Source organism: uncultured Eudoraea sp. (assembly GCF_947258925.1).
In the GTDB taxonomy this organism is placed as follows: Bacteria; Bacteroidota; Bacteroidia; order Flavobacteriales; family Flavobacteriaceae; genus Eudoraea.
Window position 1 is genome coordinate 51,690 of sequence record NZ_CAMYKG010000008.1, and the last position, 17,122, is coordinate 68,811.

Annotated in this window: 16 protein-coding genes; 5 read left to right on the top strand and 11 right to left on the bottom strand. The window is 37.3% G+C overall.

Annotated features, from left to right (window positions below; all coding sequences use genetic code 11):
* The first annotated feature begins 91 nt into the window (after positions 1-91).
* Positions 92-733 (top strand): protein-L-isoaspartate(D-aspartate) O-methyltransferase, encoded by a 642-nt coding sequence (locus Q0X77_RS04435; RefSeq protein ID WP_297793622.1) that lies wholly within the window; start codon positions 92-94, stop codon positions 731-733.
* Between the two features lie 34 nt (positions 734-767).
* Here Q0X77_RS04435 and smpB read toward each other — a convergent pair whose 3' ends face one another.
* A complete protein-coding gene (gene smpB / locus Q0X77_RS04440; protein ID WP_297793624.1) occupies positions 768-1,229 on the bottom strand; it encodes an SsrA-binding protein SmpB in 462 nt (153 codons plus the stop codon).
* Positions 1,230-1,341: 112 nt separating this feature from the next.
* Between smpB and Q0X77_RS04445 the strand changes: the two genes are divergently transcribed.
* Positions 1,342-2,091 carry a DUF6503 family protein gene (locus tag Q0X77_RS04445; RefSeq protein WP_297793627.1) on the top strand — a complete coding sequence of 250 codons (750 nt, stop codon included), beginning with the start codon at positions 1,342-1,344 and terminating at the stop codon, positions 2,089-2,091.
* On the opposite strand, the gene Q0X77_RS04450 is transcribed toward Q0X77_RS04445, so the two are convergent.
* Positions 2,069-2,614, bottom strand: coding sequence for a histidine phosphatase family protein (locus tag Q0X77_RS04450; protein WP_297793630.1), 546 nt, complete (start codon positions 2,612-2,614; stop codon positions 2,069-2,071). The genes Q0X77_RS04445 and Q0X77_RS04450 overlap by 23 nt on opposite strands.
* A gap of 92 nt (positions 2,615-2,706) precedes the next feature.
* Between Q0X77_RS04450 and Q0X77_RS04455 the strand changes: the two genes are divergently transcribed.
* Complete coding sequence (locus Q0X77_RS04455) at positions 2,707-4,344, top strand: PorP/SprF family type IX secretion system membrane protein (protein WP_297793634.1); 1,638 nt, start codon at positions 2,707-2,709, stop codon at positions 4,342-4,344.
* 4 nt (positions 4,345-4,348) lie between these two features.
* On the opposite strand, the gene Q0X77_RS04460 is transcribed toward Q0X77_RS04455, so the two are convergent.
* On the bottom strand, positions 4,349-4,945 hold the full coding sequence (locus Q0X77_RS04460; protein WP_297793636.1) for a TetR/AcrR family transcriptional regulator: 597 nt from the start codon (positions 4,943-4,945) through the stop codon (positions 4,349-4,351).
* 119 nt (positions 4,946-5,064) lie between these two features.
* On the bottom strand, positions 5,065-7,665 hold the full coding sequence (gene clpB, locus Q0X77_RS04465) for an ATP-dependent chaperone ClpB (RefSeq protein WP_297793638.1): 2,601 nt from the start codon (positions 7,663-7,665) through the stop codon (positions 5,065-5,067).
* Positions 7,666-7,821: 156 nt separating this feature from the next.
* Here clpB and ytxJ point away from each other — a divergent pair, with 156 nt between their 5' ends.
* Positions 7,822-8,217: a bacillithiol system redox-active protein YtxJ gene (gene ytxJ / locus Q0X77_RS04470; protein ID WP_297793640.1), complete on the top strand. Its 396-nt coding sequence runs from the start codon at positions 7,822-7,824 to the stop codon at positions 8,215-8,217.
* 29 nt (positions 8,218-8,246) lie between these two features.
* Here the strand turns inward: ytxJ and Q0X77_RS04475 are convergent, their stop codons facing one another.
* Positions 8,247-9,434, bottom strand: coding sequence for a hypothetical protein (locus Q0X77_RS04475; protein ID WP_297793644.1), 1,188 nt, complete (start codon positions 9,432-9,434; stop codon positions 8,247-8,249).
* Positions 9,435-9,567: 133 nt separating this feature from the next.
* A complete protein-coding gene (fahA, locus tag Q0X77_RS04480; RefSeq protein WP_297793647.1) occupies positions 9,568-10,842 on the bottom strand; it encodes a fumarylacetoacetase in 1,275 nt (424 codons plus the stop codon).
* 112 nt (positions 10,843-10,954) lie between these two features.
* Here fahA and glyA point away from each other — a divergent pair, with 112 nt between their 5' ends.
* Positions 10,955-12,235, top strand: a complete 1,281-nt coding sequence (gene glyA / locus Q0X77_RS04485; RefSeq protein WP_297793650.1) for a serine hydroxymethyltransferase — start codon at positions 10,955-10,957, stop codon at positions 12,233-12,235.
* Positions 12,236-12,289: 54 nt separating this feature from the next.
* Here the strand turns inward: glyA and Q0X77_RS04490 are convergent, their stop codons facing one another.
* The 5 genes from Q0X77_RS04490 to Q0X77_RS04510 form a co-directional block, all read right to left on the bottom strand.
* On the bottom strand, positions 12,290-12,961 hold the full coding sequence (locus tag Q0X77_RS04490; RefSeq protein ID WP_297793652.1) for a hypothetical protein: 672 nt from the start codon (positions 12,959-12,961) through the stop codon (positions 12,290-12,292).
* A gap of 161 nt (positions 12,962-13,122) precedes the next feature.
* A complete protein-coding gene (locus tag Q0X77_RS04495) occupies positions 13,123-13,794 on the bottom strand; it encodes a response regulator (protein WP_297793655.1) in 672 nt (223 codons plus the stop codon).
* Positions 13,791-15,896 (bottom strand): ATP-binding protein, encoded by a 2,106-nt coding sequence (locus tag Q0X77_RS04500; protein WP_297793658.1) that lies wholly within the window; start codon positions 15,894-15,896, stop codon positions 13,791-13,793. Before Q0X77_RS04500 ends, Q0X77_RS04495 begins: the two co-directional genes overlap by 4 nt.
* 119 nt (positions 15,897-16,015) lie before the next feature.
* On the bottom strand, positions 16,016-16,207 hold the full coding sequence (locus Q0X77_RS04505) for a hypothetical protein (protein ID WP_297793661.1): 192 nt from the start codon (positions 16,205-16,207) through the stop codon (positions 16,016-16,018).
* A gap of 145 nt (positions 16,208-16,352) precedes the next feature.
* Positions 16,353-17,084 (bottom strand): LytTR family DNA-binding domain-containing protein, encoded by a 732-nt coding sequence (locus tag Q0X77_RS04510; RefSeq protein WP_297793664.1) that lies wholly within the window; start codon positions 17,082-17,084, stop codon positions 16,353-16,355.
* Positions 17,085-17,122 lie beyond the last annotated feature (38 nt).

Genomic DNA, 17,122 nt, shown 5'->3' on the forward strand with positions numbered 1-17,122 from the left:
AGATTAATTCTAAAATATAGCAAGGTATCGCTTTGAAAATGCACCTATTTCCAAATTGATTTTCTAATTTTAGCAACACAAAACCAAACTATTGAAAGATACTTTTAAACATAGGGGAATGCGCAATAAATTGGTAGAAGTTATTGCTGCTAAGAATATTAAAGATAAAGGTGTCTTGGATGCTATCAGAGCGGTTCCAAGACATTTATTTATGGACAGCAGTTTTGAAGATCATGCCTACCAGGACAAAGCCTTTCCCATAGCAGCAGATCAAACCATATCACAACCGTATACAGTGGCATTCCAAACGGAATTATTAGAAGTGAAGCCCGGGGATAAAATACTCGAAATTGGCACAGGGAGCGGTTATCAGACCGCCGTGCTTTTGAAGTTGAAAGCCAAAGTATACACCATTGAACGCCAACTGGAATTGTTTAAAAAAACCTCGCTGTTTTTTAAAAAAATGGGATATAGACCCAAAAAGTTCATTTTTGGAGATGGGTATAAAGGGCTTCCCGAAGAGGCTCCATTTGAGGGAATTATTGTTACCGCAGGAGCTCCTGAAATCCCCAAAGCTCTTTTATCTCAATTAAAGGTCGATGGTAAACTGGTAATCCCTGTTGGTCTTGATGATCAAATTATGACCCGTATTATTAGAAAGTCTGAAAAGGAATTTGAGCGACAGGAATATGGATCCTTTCGTTTTGTACCACTATTGGAAGACAAAAATTAATTTTTTGCCCTTTAGTGAAGGGACCCAATAAGATTTAGTTGTTAAAATTCTTTTTAAGCCGGTCCAGGTTCCTTTTATTTTCACGGTCCTTAATACTTTCCCTTTTATCGTATAACTTTTTTCCTTTTGCCAGGGCAATTTTGAGTTTTGCCAACCCCTTGTCATTCACAAAAAGATTTAAAGGGATAATAGTAAGGCCGGTATTTTTTACTTCTTTCTCCAATTTTCTTAATTCTTGCTTTTTCAGAAGAAGTTTACGCGGAGCTTTTGGTCTGTGGTTAAAATGGGTGGCATGTGAATATTCATCAACTTGCATATTTACGACAAATAGTTCACCAGCTTCATTGAATTCACAAAAACTTTCGGTAATTGAAGCTTTACCCAGCCGTATAGACTTAATTTCAGATCCTGAAAGTACAATTCCCGCGATATAGGTATCCAGGAATTCATATTCAAACCGGGCTTTTTTGTTTTTTATGTTAATAGCTTTCTGCATAAGTAGCAAAAGTAAGAACAATTAAAAGAGTACAATATGAAGGATTTAGATTTTATTTTTATGAAAAGTGTAAAGAAAAGAAGACTTTTACGATTACGTAATAAATGACAACATGATAAGAATAATTTTTTCTGTAATCTTCCTTGTAGCCATAGGTTGTAAAAATGTTGATTCAGATCAATTCTCTGCACAGGATATCGTGGATAAATCCATTGAAGTCTCTGGGGGTAAGCTTTACAAATCAAGCAATATTTCATTCACCTTTCGTAAGCTTAGGTATGAAAAGGAGAATATAGAAGGTAGAAAAATACTAAAACGAATTATTAAAGAAGATTCGACAACTATTCTTGATATCCTTAAAGACAATAGTTTTGAGAGGTACATTAATGGTTCCCCCAAGGATGTCGTTGATTCGATGGCAATTAAATATTCAAATTCAATAAATTCTGTTCATTATTTTGCTTATCTGCCGTACGGATTGAATGACCCTGCTGTGAACAAAAAGCTACTGGGTGAAACTAAGATAGGGGATAGGCACTATTATAAGGTGGAAATTACTTTTGATGAAAAAGATGGAGGTGAGGATTTTGATGATATTTATATCTATTGGTTCAATAAAGATACCTATAAACCGGATTATTTGGCCTATGAGTTTCATGTAAATGGTGGCGGAACCAGATTTCGTGAAGCTACTAACGAAAGGGTTATAAATGGAATTCGATTTGTGGATTATATTAATTATAAACCAGCCACAGCTAGTTCAGTTTATGATATGGAAGCACTTTTTAAATCAAAAAAATTAGAAATTCTTTCAAATATCAGACTTGAGGATATTAAAGTTAGTCCGGGCAATTACAATTAAAATGTAAACGGCTGGAAGTGATATTTTGACCGCTTATTTGGACAATAAAAAGACTGCCATTGTCATAGTCATCCATAGCTTCGTATTTCTCTTCTCCAAGCATCTTATTGACAAAATCCGGGGTTGAATTACTATGCCCTACAACAAGTACGTTTTTCCCTAAATTATTCATTTTGAATTGCTCGATATTGATATCAGACGGATCGTAGTACTGAACTGTGATTTCCTGTTTAACTGAAGTTGGCGCGGCAGTCATTGTTGTTCTCTCATAATCTGTAGAATAAATAGCATCCAGGTTTATATCGTTCAATATTTCCGCCCAGTGCATGGCCCGGCCAAGACCTTTTTGGTTTAATTCCGGATCAATATCTTCGGAATTACTCCTAATCTTCTCAGCATGTCTTATAAAATAATACGTAGATACTGTCGGCTCAACCTGAGTCTCTGATAATTTTTGATCATCTTTGCAGGAAATTACTGCTGTTACACATAAGGCAAAGATTAGAAGTTGAATTGTTTTCATACTGGATAGGTTTGCATAATTTTGTATGTATGCTCTAATGTAACAGAATTTCGGTAAAATTAGTATGTTAACAGATTGTTTTTTGCATAGGCATGTTTAAAAGATTCATTTTTCTTTTCATGATATTGACGGTGGTTTCTGTGAAATCTCAAGAACCGGAATTACCCTATGATTTCAGACAGCATAATCTTACTGAGTTTAATAGCAATTTATTAAGTCCGGCGTTTTTGTTAGACCGGAATAACCCACAATCTATTGCTATTTGGTCCCGATGGCAATGGCAGACGATTGATGGCAGCCCTTCAACCTTATTTTTAAATTATTCGCGTAAGATAAATGAGGTATCTGGAATAGGAGGAGGTTATATTCAGCATAATACAGGTGTTTTTGTAAATCGTGGCGGATTAATAAATTATGCTTACAATTTTGTATTGAGTTCTAAAACTCAAATAACACTTGGTGTAAATGTAATTGGTTTTCAACGCGAACTTGCGGAAGATTTTGTTATAAATCCCGATATTGGCTTGCCAATATTTGAAGAACGAAATAGTTTTATTCTTCAGGTTGCGCCCGCAGCTAAACTTCAGTTAAATGCTTTCAGTTTTGGCATTGTAATGGAGAATGTGGTGGATAGAAATCTTACATCGAATGAAGGTAAGGCAAGTGCAACAGGATTAATTTATATGGGAATGGCCAGTTATGATATACCAATAACCATGTTTGGCGATTCCAATAGTTCTTTTATAAGGCCGAGTTTATACTATAAGCGGTTGCCGGATTTTGACAATCAGATAGGAATTAACACTTTTTTTTCTACACCTAAGTTCTGGGCACAGGCCGGATATAATAGTTTTTATGGGATTTCTACCGGAATAGGAGGCCGCTTCTTTAAAAAGTTATCTCTCGGTGCTTTGGTTGAGTTTGGGACCAGTTCTGCACTTAAAGGTGAGGATCCCAGTTTCGAAATTGTGACTGCCTTTGATTTTGGACGCCAGGTATTTGAAGCACCTGAAGAAGTTCCTGAAGAAGAAACTCTTGAGGAGACACCGAAAGAAGAAGAATTGGCTAAAGAAGAGGCTTTATTGGCAGCTCAAAGAAAACAAGATTCTCTTGATGCCGTTAAAGCAGCTGAATTACTGGTTCTGGAAGAATTACAGCAACAAAAAACAAAAGATTCAATTGCCGCCGTCAATCAGCAGTTAGAATTAGAAAGAATTAAAGGAGAAGAAGAAAAGAAAAGAAGAGATTCTCTTGATGCCATAAAACGTGCAGAAGCGTTGGCTGTGTTGAAGGCAAATGAGGAAAAGAAAAGACTGGATTCTCTTGATGCCATAAAACGTGCAGAGGCTTTGGCTGTGTTGAAGGCAAATGAGGAAAAGAAAAGACAGGATTCTATTGCTAAGGCAATGGAGGAGGAAAAAGCTCCTGAGGTGACTGTTGTTCCGGAAAAAGGTGAAAAATATGAAGAAGTGGCAACTGAAGATGGCTTAGAGCCCGGATTTTATTTAGTAGCCAATGTCTTTGGCACGAAGACATATTATGAAGCCTTTATGAAGAAATTATCCGATGAGGGATTAGAACCTAAATCATTCTATCGGTCTAAGAATAAATATAATTATGTTTATCTGAAGAGGTACAATACAATGCAGGAAGCCAGGAGAGCCAGGGATTCTAAATTTGGAGGACGCTACACAGAGAAGACCTGGATATTCAGAGTGGTAGGGAAGTAAGGAATTAATTTTTAAGTTCTTTCTTTAACAATACTTCAAGGTAAGTAACAGTGTTTATAAGGTATTTCCTGTCATCCGTTATAGTGGCCATCGCCGTTGCCCCCATGATCATGGTGTATAATTGTTTAGCAAATTGCAGCGGCGTAACAGGTAGTTTTAACTCATTATTCCTCGCTCCATTTTCAAGTACCAAGGCAATTTTTCCTTCAATAGTATGTACTGTTTCATTTGCAGCGGCCTTGAGGAGCGCATTATTATAATTGGCATCTACCCCAACATTTAAAACCGGGCAACCTCCCATATCTAATGTGAATACCTCATAATGGCGATAAAAATCAGTTAAAGCAAATAGTTTATCCATTGCAGTACCTTGTGCATTTAAGACTTCGTCCAGGGCATTGAGAAGTCGTTTGCTGCTAAATTCGAAGGCGGCCAATGCCAGAGCCTCTTTATTCTCGAAATTGCCATATAACGCACCTTTAGTCAGACCTGTAGCGTCTGTAAGATCATTCATGCTGGTTGCTATATAGCCCTGTTTGTTAAAAATAGGGGCTACGGTTTCGATTATGTATGCAGTGGTTCTCTCAGCTTTGGTGGGCATATGTTGACAATTTTGTACGAAGATAAAAAATCTATATACTGCATGGTATTTTAATCTATAAAAAAAATATACCCCTCCGAAAGATCCCGGAAGGGTACATTTTTAAAGCGTTAAAAGAATTAATTAACTAATTCACTTTGATTTCTGAACACCAAACCGTCATCAAAAGAATCTATAAGTACAATACTGTCTGCCTTTAGTTTACCACTGAGTAATTCCTTTGAGAGGTTGTTTAATACCTCTTTTTGTATGACTCTTTTAATGGGTCTTGCTCCATATTGAGGATCATATCCACGATCTGCAAGATAAGCTATGGCTTCCTTAGTAGCATCAATAGTAATATGCTGTTTAAGTAACATTTTTTTGAGTTGCTCTAATTGCAGTCCAACTATTAGTGTGATATCTTCTTTATTCAATGGAGTGAACATAATGATATCATCTATCCTGTTCAGGAATTCTGGCCTGATCGTTTTTCTGAGAAGTCCCAGCACTTCAACTCTGGCAGATTCCATAGCCGAATAAATGTTTTCGGTGGCCTCAAACTTGTCCTGAATAATATGGCTGCCCATATTACTGGTCATTATAATTATGGTATTCTTAAAGTCAGCAACCCTCCCTTTATTATCTGTTAGTCGTCCTTCATCCAGGACCTGCAATAATACATTAAATGTATCTGGATGCGCTTTTTCTATCTCATCTAAAAGGATCACGGAATATGGCTTACGGCGAACTGCTTCGGTCAGCTGGCCACCCTCATCATAACCAATATATCCGGGAGGAGCTCCAACTAACCTGCTTACCGAATGACGTTCCTGGTATTCACTCATGTCAATTCTGGTGAGGGCATTTTCATCATCAAAAAGATAGGCAGCTAAGGTTTTAGCAAGTTCGGTCTTACCCACTCCTGTTGTACCAAGGAAAAGGAATGATCCAATAGGTCGTTTGGCATCCTGCAGGCCGGCCCGGCTGCGTCTTATGGCATCCGATACAGCCTGAATAGCTTCATCTTGTCCTACGACACGTTTATGTAAGACATCTTCAAGATTCAAAAGCTTTTCGCGCTCGCTTTGCAGCATTTTGGTTACCGGGATACCGGTCCATTTAGCCACAACTTCAGCAATGTCTTCGGTCGTTACCTCTTCTTTTATAAGCGTGCCTTTTTTCTGCTCTTCACTTAATTCCTGCTGAAGTGATTCTAATCTTTCGTTGGCTTCTTTAATTTTTCCGTAACGCAATTCGGCCACTTTGCCGTAATCCCCGTTTCGCTCTGCTCTTTCGGCTTCTTGTTTGAAGTTTTCAATATCCAGTTTTGTTTTCTGAATAGTTTCAATTACCGTTTTTTCACTTTCCCACTGGGCAAATATTTCATTTCTATCTTCCTTGACATTGGCCAGCTCAACATTTAAAAGTTTTAACTTGGCATGGTCATCTTCTCTTTTGATTGCTTCTATTTCTATTTCCAGTTGCATGATCTTTCTATCCAGAACATCCAGCTCTTCAGGTTTGGAATTGATTTCCATTCTTAACTTGGCTGCAGCCTCATCCATTAAATCAATAGCTTTATCCGGTAAAAATCTGTTCGTGATATAACGTTGCGACAATTCAACCGCGGAAATAACAGCCTCGTCCATAATTCTAACTTTATGGTGCGCCTCATATTTTTCTTTTATTCCCCTTAATATGGAAATTGCACTTTCTGTATCGGGTTCATTTACGATAACCTTTTGAAATCTTCGCTCCAGGGCTTTGTCCTTTTCAAAGTATTTTTGGTATTCATCCAGGGTTGTCGCCCCGATGGCCCTTAAATCGCCTCTTGCCAAAGCGGGTTTTAGGATGTTTGCGGCATCCATAGCCCCTTGGCCGCCACCGGCACCAACCAAAGTATGTATTTCGTCAATAAACAGGACTATATCCCCATCAGAGCCGGTAACTTCTTTAATTACAGCCTTTAGCCGTTCTTCAAATTCCCCTTTATATTTTGCACCGGCAATTAGGGCTCCCATATCCAGAGAATAAATGGTCTTCTCTTTTAAATTTTCAGGGATATCCCCCTGAACAATTCTATGCGCCAAACCTTCAGCAATTGCTGTTTTACCCGTACCCGGTTCCCCTACCAACATAGGGTTATTCTTTGTCCTTCGTGAAAGAATTTGGAGGATTCTTCTAATTTCTTCATCGCGGCCAATAACAGGATCGAGCTTCCCTTTATCTGCAAGGTCATTTAAGTTTCTTGCATACTTATTCAATGAATTATAAGTTTCTTCCGCACTTTGAGAGGTTACTTTTCCACCTTTTCGCAATTCCTCTATGGCAGCCATAAGTCCTTTTTCCTGGATGCCCTGATCTTTTAGGATCCTTGAGATTTTGCTTTTAGATTTGAAGAGCGCTACTATTAAATGTTCTATGGAAACATATTCATCTTCCATTTTTCGAGCAATAATATTAGCCTCGTTTAGTGTTTTGCCGGCTTCTTTGGAAAACATAATTTCTCCACCAGATACCTTTGGTAAACTTTCCAGGTCTTTTTCAAGAATTTGATTAACCAGAGAAATATTTACATTCAATTTTTTTAAAATAAATGGAAGCACGTTTTCATCTACCTCAGTTATAGCTTTGTATATATGTTCGTTTTCAATTTGAGGATTCTCCATAGCCTGGGCAAGTATTTGAGCCTGCTGTATGGCTTCCTGGGACTTTATAGTAAAATTATTAATATTCATTTATGTAGAGTTTTCGCGTTAATGTTTAATTTTGTTTTATAAAGGACAACAATCTTACCACGAAGAATAAACAGACATAATGTCGGTAAAATAGCGTTTTAGCAAGACATTTCGACAGTCCATATACGATTAAACGTTTAATTATTTAAAGGAAAAATGGGATTATTTAGCAACTTATTCAACAGTAAAAATTCAGATACAAGTGACAAAAAGAACCATCTATCATGGATCCCTTTAACATCTATAGATCAGTTATCTGACATTGAACAGGAATCTGCGGAAAGGCCTCAGATTATATTTAAACATTCCACAACTTGCGGGATAAGTAGTATGGTACTCAGATCCTTTAAAAACTCATATCTACTTGAGCAAAATCAGGCTGATGTTTATTATTTGGATTTGCAGCGATATAGAGCGGTATCTGATGAAGTAGCAAACAGATTCAAGGTGTACCACCAATCACCGCAATTGCTGATGATAAAGAACGGAATGGTCGTGGTGCATGAATCTCACGGTGGCATTAACGCACTCGAGCTAACAGACTATATATAAAAAAACCCCGAAATTTCGGGGTTTAGATTCTAATTAAATTTGTGTCTTATCACAATATCCTTCAATCTGGATTTTAAATCTTCTCCGGCATCATAAACCATTTGTTCGTTCGTAGGGAAGGGAACTGCAACCTGATTTAAAAGTGGTACAAGATTGTTATCCAGGGCTCTTCTGTCGCCATTGTAATTGGCGTAAACATGCTCAAATACAAATTCACTGCTAAGGGGATAAGTATTCAGTTGTTGCTTCCGCTGTAGATCTATATAGCTTACGTTTCCTGTAACCTGCGCAGATTTAAGCTGCGTAAATTGATAAAAATTACAACGAACAGTCCTGAATCTGTCAATCTTAATTTCGTTGCCTAGACTGTCTTTAACCACACGTCCATCGGCATCCAATAGGGTTTCCACACCATCCTTAATCTGCTTTTCCTTAACTATTTGTTTCTCTTGTATTTGTTCAGGAGAGATATTAATAGCTCTGAAAGCTACCTGCATTTCATAGTCATAATTTACTTCATCTAACGGATTTGTGTGATATTCAGTCCATTTGTCATTCAATCCATAGGTATTGAAGTTCAATAATTCTTCTTCCAGCCTTGCAGGTACAATCTGTTCAGTTTCATTCACCATGTTCACTTTAACATAGTCTAACCCGCGGGTATGGGCCTCTTCCATCTTTTGTTTGCTGTCTGAGTATCCAGGACTTAATTCATTCAAATACTCAAAATCTCGGTATGCATTTCTAAAATCTTCTTTATACCTGGCATTCTGAAGTAATTCAGATGCGTTGTTATATAAATAATCTGATAGTTGATCCTTGGAAACAAGGATATCATTATCATAATTGTTAAAGGAAAATTTCGCATACCGGTTTTCCTCGTAAACCTCCAAAGGTAAAAGGGGCTTTATTTGCTGCTGAATCCTTTTTAGACGGGTATATCCATTGAAGATGGCATCATAGTTTGCCGGGTTACCTTCTTTCTTCAGATAGGCTATATTTTCCAGCTCCCTTTGTGTATATTTTTGGAAAGCCTCTTCAAGGAGCAACACATAGGGCTGGTTACCTTTTTTTGTTTTGTTATCCGCAAGATTGCGTATAGCTTTATTTATTGCAGTAGAGTAATTACCCGTGTTTATGGCCTCTTGTGTCTTTTTAACACCTCCACAGGCTATTAAAAGGACCAAAACTGTAGAATAGAGTATCGCTTTTTTCATGATATTATATTTAGGTTTACACAGCTGAATCCAATAGCTGTGCCAAAACGCTCATAATTCATAACGAAAAACGATATATAATCGTATATACTCGGTAAAATGTTCTTATGTGATACTCAAAATGTGGATTATCCTATACAGGAGGCAATAATTTTGTTTCTACCTTTCCAAATCCAATTCTCACCCCGGAATTCTCACAAAATCCGCTCAGTGTTACCGTATCATAGTCTTGTATAGAAGTCCTTTTCTCTCCATTTTCAAGGGTGATAGGTTTGGTTCCTTGCCAGGCCAATTCGAGCATAGAGCCATAAGAGTCCGGAGTAGAACCCGAAATGGTGCCACTTCCCATGAGGTCACCACTTAATACCTTACAGCCATTTGATGTATGATGTGTCAGCTGCTGGGCCATGGTCCAGTACATATACTTAAAATTAGACTTTGTAATAGTTGTGGGAATGCCTCCCTCCGGAGTTAGTGAGACTTCCAACTGTATGTCAAAGCTATTTTTTCCTTTCTGATATAAATGTGGTAAAGGCTTAGGGTCTTGCTCCGGGCTTTCCACCCTAAATGGTTCGAGAGCATCCAAAGTAACTATCCATGGAGAAACAGAAGAGGCGAAATTCTTCGCCATAAATGGACCTAGAGGTACATACTCCCATTTTTGCATATCTCTGGCACTCCAATCGTTGAATAAAACAAGCCCGAAAATATAGTTTTCTGCCTCGTCAATGGGAATAGATTCTCCCAACTTATTAGCGTCTGTAGTGATAAAGGCCATTTCTAATTCAAAATCAACCATTTTGGACGGACCAAATTGGGGCGTATCCGCACCTTTTGGCAATGTTTGTCCTTTTGGTCGGTGAATATTCTTGCCGCTGGGTATTATCGTTGAACTTCTACCATGATAACCTATTGGAATGTGCAACCAGTTTGGTAATAACGCATTTTCCGGATCACGGAACATAGTACCAATATTTGTAGCATGCTCTTTACTCGAGTAGAAATCTGTATAATCTCCAATATGAACCGGAAGTTGCATTTCTATCTCATCCAAAGTAAATAAAACAATTTTACGGTGTTCCTGATGTTCTTTTAAAGCGGGATTGTCAATGTCAAAAATTTCACTGATCCTATTCCTTACCAAACGCCATGTTTTTTTACCGTCAGAGATGAAGTCGTTTAACGTATCCTGAAGAAAAATATCATCTGTCAGGGGTATTCCCTGAAAATAACCCAATTGATGGAGGGCTCCCAGATCAATTGCATGATCTCCAATTCTTGTACCAATGGTTATAACATCTTCTCTTGTGAGAAAAACACCGAAAGGAATATTCTGAATCGGAAAATCAGAATCAGGAGCTACAGGAAGCCAGGACTTTTTTGATGGATCATTTGTTTTTGAAGGCATGATATAATTGTTAATTTTTGTTTGATAAATTCCTGATCAAATATATTGTTTTCTTCTTATTAACGTCTTCTAATTTGTACTTTTACGGCTCATTTAACATAAGAATAAGGTTATGCAACGCGACCAACAAATATTTGAATTAATTGCTGAGGAAAAAGAACGGCAATTAAATGGAATAGAACTTATTGCTTCCGAAAATTTTACCAGTCCCCAGGTTATGGAAGCTGCGGGATCTGTCCTTACCAACAAATACGCCGAAGGCTATCCGGGGAAGCGATACTATGGGGGATGTGAAGTAGTTGATAAAGTCGAACAATTAGCCATTGAAAGAGCGAAAGAGTTGTTTGGGGCGGCATATGCAAATGTCCAGCCGCATTCAGGTTCACAGGCCAATGCTGCTGTATACCAGGCTTGTTTACAACCCGGGGATACCATTTTAGGTTTTGATCTTTCACATGGAGGCCATCTTACTCATGGTTCTCCTGTAAATTTTTCAGGGAAGCTTTATAATCCGGTATTTTATGGGGTGGAAGAAGAAACCGGAGTTCTTAATTACGACAAAATAGAGGAAATTGCTAAAAAGGAAAGACCGAAATTGATTATCGCAGGAGCTTCCGCCTATTCGCGCGATATGGACTTTAAAAGATTTCGCGAAATTGCAGATAGTGTGGATGCACTTTTATTGGCAGATATTGCACATCCGGCAGGTTTAATCGCGAAAGGCATATTAAATGACCCCATACCACATTGTCATTTTGTAACTACAACAACACATAAGACCCTTAGAGGTCCCAGAGGGGGGTTAATACTTATGGGAAAAGATTTTGAAAATCCATTCGGAATTAGGTTAAAGAATGGAAATCTGAGAAAAATGTCAGCCTTGCTTAATCTGGCGGTATTTCCCGGAAACCAGGGGGGACCTTTAGAGCATATAATTGCCGCCAAAGCGATCGCCTTCGGTGAAGCGCTAACCGATGAATTTTTACACTACATGCTGCAGGTTAAGAAAAATGCTGCCGCAATGGCTGCGGCATTTGTCGCTAAAGGTTACAACCTGATATCAGGAGGAACTGATAATCATATGATGCTAATAGATCTTCGTAATAAGAATATTACCGGAAAAGATGCGGAAAATATTCTGGTGAAAGCAGATATCACCGCAAATAAGAATATGGTGCCCTTTGATGATAAGTCACCTTTTATAACATCGGGGATTAGATTTGGAACTGCTGCAATCACCACAAGAGGCCTTAAAGAAGCTGATATGTTAACCATTGTAGATTTAGTAGATTCGGTTTTGACACATCCTGAAGATGACAAAGTAATACTTAAAGTTAAAGAGGATGTAAATAAATTAATGAAAAACCTTCCTTTGTTCAGCAGTGGAAACTAGTAGAAGGCGATTAATCGAGGACCGATAGCCCTATTTATTGATTTTTCATTTTAATCAATGATTTAACATATATAAGTCGCCAAAGATTATAGACTTATTCTTAAGATCATAGATAACGGCATCTTTATCAGAATCGAAATAAAGACCCCAATAGGCATAATAGTCTTTCTTATTATTGTTCCCTATTTGGATATTCTTGAGTTTAGTATCATTTTCAAATAGATCTTCTTCAAACACAGGAATGTATATTTCAAAAGGCGTCTCCGTGAGTCTTTTGGTAAGATATACATAGTTCTCCGCAATTGTATGAAGAATCATCCCGAATTGTTCTTCGATACTATTTTCATAAATATTTTTAATGATGATTGAAGAATCTTTTAAAAAAATTGATAACTCTTCAACATCAATCCCCTTAGCATTTAATTCATTCAAGGATTTAAATGCGTTTGAAAAAGGGGAACTCTTAGACCAGCTATTATCTTCTGGGTAAACATTACCCCAGGTACCTTTTTGTAAATGAAAGAGAATTTCAACCAATTTTAAATTGCAATCCATCTCAATAACCAAATTTTGACGCACTCCGTTAGAGAGACAATTTCGAATAGCTACATTCGAAAAATAGTCTTTTTCCAGACTCCTTCTAAATTCACCTAATCCCTCAATTTGGGGATTGTCCTCTAGTTTGAGTTTAAGATTAACTCTAAAATTGTCCTGTCGGTTTGGCATTAAAACAGCAAAATTGATTGATTAATATCAAAATTAATTTTAAATATTAACAGTGTACTATATAAAAACCATAGAATATCTAAGGTTTTACATTAATTATGCAAATAAATAAGGATGAAGGATAAAAAATTGCTGTTTTCTCTTTAAAAAACGGGTATCAATTAAATGAAACCTCTGTTTCTTGATTCGGTAATCAATGCCTGATCATTTTGTTTTTCAACGCCAAAAACTGCTTTCAGGTGACGTTTTCTATTCTCAATACTGGGCAGTGACAGGGATACGTGGTTGACCATATCCTTGGTTTTTGTGCCTATGGAAAGGAAATGGAGTATTTTTTTGTCTTTATCATCAAGCACAATATCATCATTGGCCATTTTCTTACGAATGGCTGCAAGTGCCTTTTGCGTATAGTAAGGTGGATTGGACGTAACGGTATTCACCATTGCCTGTAATGACTTCGGATCTATTTCGGTTTTTACCATATATCCTTCCGGATCAACTGTTTTAAGAATACTGTTTATCCTGTAATTATCACTAAAAGAGGACATAAAAACAATTTTAGTTTTCGGGATAGTCTTGCGTGCAAAAATTCCGATGTCTTCCCCGGTTTTTGCCGGCCCTCCGTTATCCTGTGCTAATTGAATATCTAAAAGAAGGATATCATAATTAAACGAAGTAACAGAATTTTCAATTTTTTCGATGGCCTGATCATATGATTTTGCCGTATCAACGAGTACTTTGAAACCATCAAACTCCGTATCCTCAAGGATAAATTTATAACCCATGGTGGTCATTTCATGATCATCTACCGCTAAAATCCGAATCGTATTCATGATGATGTTTTTTCTAGTTGCTCCAATTTTTCTTTTCCATTAACCTGAGGAATCATTTCAGATTCCTTTAGAACATAGGGCACTTTTACGGTTACCATTGTCCCTTCCCCGGGTTTACTTACCAAACTCCAGTCTCCATTTAATTTACCTACCCTTGATGAAATATTTTTGTGACCAATGCCTTTTTTAACCTTTTTGTTATCAAATCCACGCCCATCGTCTTTTATGGTAACCTCAATAATATCTGAGGTAGAGTCCATTTTTATTTCAACCAGATTGGCCGACGCATACTTGATACAATTCTGAAGGCTTTCCTGAATGATCCGGTAAAGGTTTATTTTTATATCACCGCTGATCGCATCCCAGTCAAGACTTTCATCATAATTGAAATGAAACTCCAGATTTGCCGGTTCACAAATAGTTGTCAATAAATCTTCAATGGATATTATAAAGTTATGGAATTTTTGATAAGAAGCATCGTTCAATTCATGAGAAATTGTTCGTATTTCTTCCTGTACACCCTGTAATTTTTCTATTGCATCGCCCCGCATAGTTATAGCATCGGGATCTGTTTTCTTGTTTAAGCCTAAAAGGACCATTCGAATTCCGTTCATTTGACCCAGGATCCCATCATGGAGTTCCTCAGAAATTCGCTTTTGTTCAAACTGTTTGCCTTCCTCCACTTTCTGACTCTGGGCAAGCATAAGATTAAATATTTCCTGATTGGCCTCTTGTTGTTGTTGTTGAAATCGCAAATTGCGGTTTTTTGCGCGTTGAGAAAGGATAACAAGAACTGCAACAGCCAGTAAAAACAAACCTATGGCAATACCTATCCATAGCTGCCTCTGCCTCTCTAAAAGCTGATTTTCGGCAATAAACTCATCGGTTTCAAAACGGATACGGGCAAATTTATTCCGGATCTTGCGCTCTTCTTCCTGCAGGCTATCGTTTAATACCAAATATTCCTTCAGATAGGCAGGGGCGTTTTGCGGGTCTAAGAGCGGATATAATTTTAAAGTTTCAAGGGTTAGGTCATTGTCATTGCTCTGCCTAGCCAACACAAGAGCCTCTTCAGCATTTGATAATGCTAATGCAGTATCTCTTTTTGCCAAATAAAAGTCCGCCATATGGAAATGACTCATTGCCACCTGATCGACTGCATTTTCCTGAATGTTAATTTCCATGGCCTCTTTTAAATTCGTTTCGGAAATTTTTAGCTGACCAATTTTATATTGACTATAGCCTAAATTATCAAGTGTAAGGGCATATGAAGCAGGCTCTTTATCCTTCAGGCTATCTGTGTTTATTATCTTTTTGAAGTAGGGAATGGCTTTTGAATAATCTCCCTGTTCTTTATAGGAATTTCCAATATTATTATTTAATGTGTATGGATATTTGCCCAGCTCTTCCTGTGGCATATTATTGAGAAACTCGGAGGCCTTAGCAAAATAGGTCCGCGCTTGTTCATATTCCTTAAGACTTTTGGCAATGGTTCCCAATAAATTATAGCTAAGAAACAGTTGTCTGTTTTTTTCCAAAGGCAGGAATAGTTCTATGGCTTCTATAAGGTTGATTTCAGCACCTGTATAGTCCTTTATACCCTTCTGAATACGCGCCATACTATATAATACCCTTCCTCTGTCAAAATTATTTTTTAGATCGGTATATAATTGTTCCGCCTGGCTGTATTCATAATAAGCGCTGTCTTTCATCAAACTATTCCTATAAAAATCTCCCAAATCCCAATGCAAATCCGCCAGGGTTGCAGAGTCTTTTCTTTCTTCAGAAAGTAGCCGGGCCTTTTTGTTGCTATTTCTGAAATTTAGTGAATCTTTAAGGCCCAGATAAGTGTAGGAAAGTTTTGCAAAATAACTTAACCGTAAAGAGTCATTTAATTCATTGGAAGCATTATCGTAAGCCTTTTGCAAATATTCTTTACGGATTTTTGGAGGTAGCGTAACATCCCTTCCATTTTGTATCCAAACCTGCATGCTATCTGAGGTAGAAACATTTTTATTTAATTGAGTAGATTGATTTTCTTCCCCGCAGGAAAAAAATAGCAGTGCTAGTGAGATAAGAATTAAGTGTTTTCTACATACCATAAACTAAGAAACTAAAGGCTTCTATAACAAGATAATTAAAAAGCCCTAAATACGCTATTTAAGGCTTTTTAATTATATACAAAAAATTAAAGGGTTGAATTAGAATTACTACTGGAATTTTATCCGTCACCTCTTCCACCTCCGGTTGGGACATCATCACCACCGGTGCTATCCCTAGGATCATCTGGAACATCATCCCCACCTGTTCCTAGTTCATATAGTGCCTGGTCCTCGGCGCTGTTATCTGCTTCACAAGAAAATAATCCGATACTAAATACTACTACTGCGAAAATGCTTAAAATTTTTTTCATCCTTCTTTTGATTTTAATGGTTAATTAATATTGATTAGCTTGAAACGAATCTAGGGGGATAGGCAAAAACTTATTGTGCAAAAAAAAAAGTAGTAGTATTCGTACCTGTTCTATGAGTATTTGACAGGTTTTTGAGAGTATTCGATTAATTCGGGCGCGAAATGGTGTTTTTTGATAAAATCTTTTTCAGACCATCTATATTCTCCTTATAAGATTTTGAGAAAGGCAGTTGGGTTTTCTTAATTTTCAGGAAACAAGTAGATTTTCCATAATTAATACCGGACACATAATTGGTGTTCAGGATATAACTCTGATGAACGCGAATGAAATTGGAAGGCAACTGATTTTCAAAAGTCTTAAGCGTCTTATAAGCACTTATTTTGCTGCCATCTTTCATGATAAAATCGGTTGCATTATTGTCCGCCCTCAAATAAAGAATCTCACGGGTATCCAGGTATTGGTAATCTTTATAGGATTTTAAACAAAGCGTGTGGGATACTTCCTCTTTGGGCAATTGCTTTTTAAGACGTAAAATGGTTTTTCGAATATCAAATTCATTATAAGGCATCAGCCAGTAGTCGAAGAAATTATTCTTGATGGCGTTATAAGCATGTTCCTTGCTCCTGGAAATCCCAATCAGCACAGGTATGTTTTTCACATATTGGTATAATTCAGTGACCATATTAAAATATTCATAAGCCTTGTTGTTCAAATTAATAAAAACAACATCAGGAGAGTATTTGAGAATAGCATTCAGGCCGTCTGAACTGTTACGAGCTTCATTTGTGCACACAAAATCCCCATAGTCCTCCAAATAGTGCTGTAACTGCAAATTTGAAGTGGCGTCAGAATCAATTATGGTATACAAATACTCCATTCTTGAATATATGGGTACAAAGTAGTAAACCTATTTGA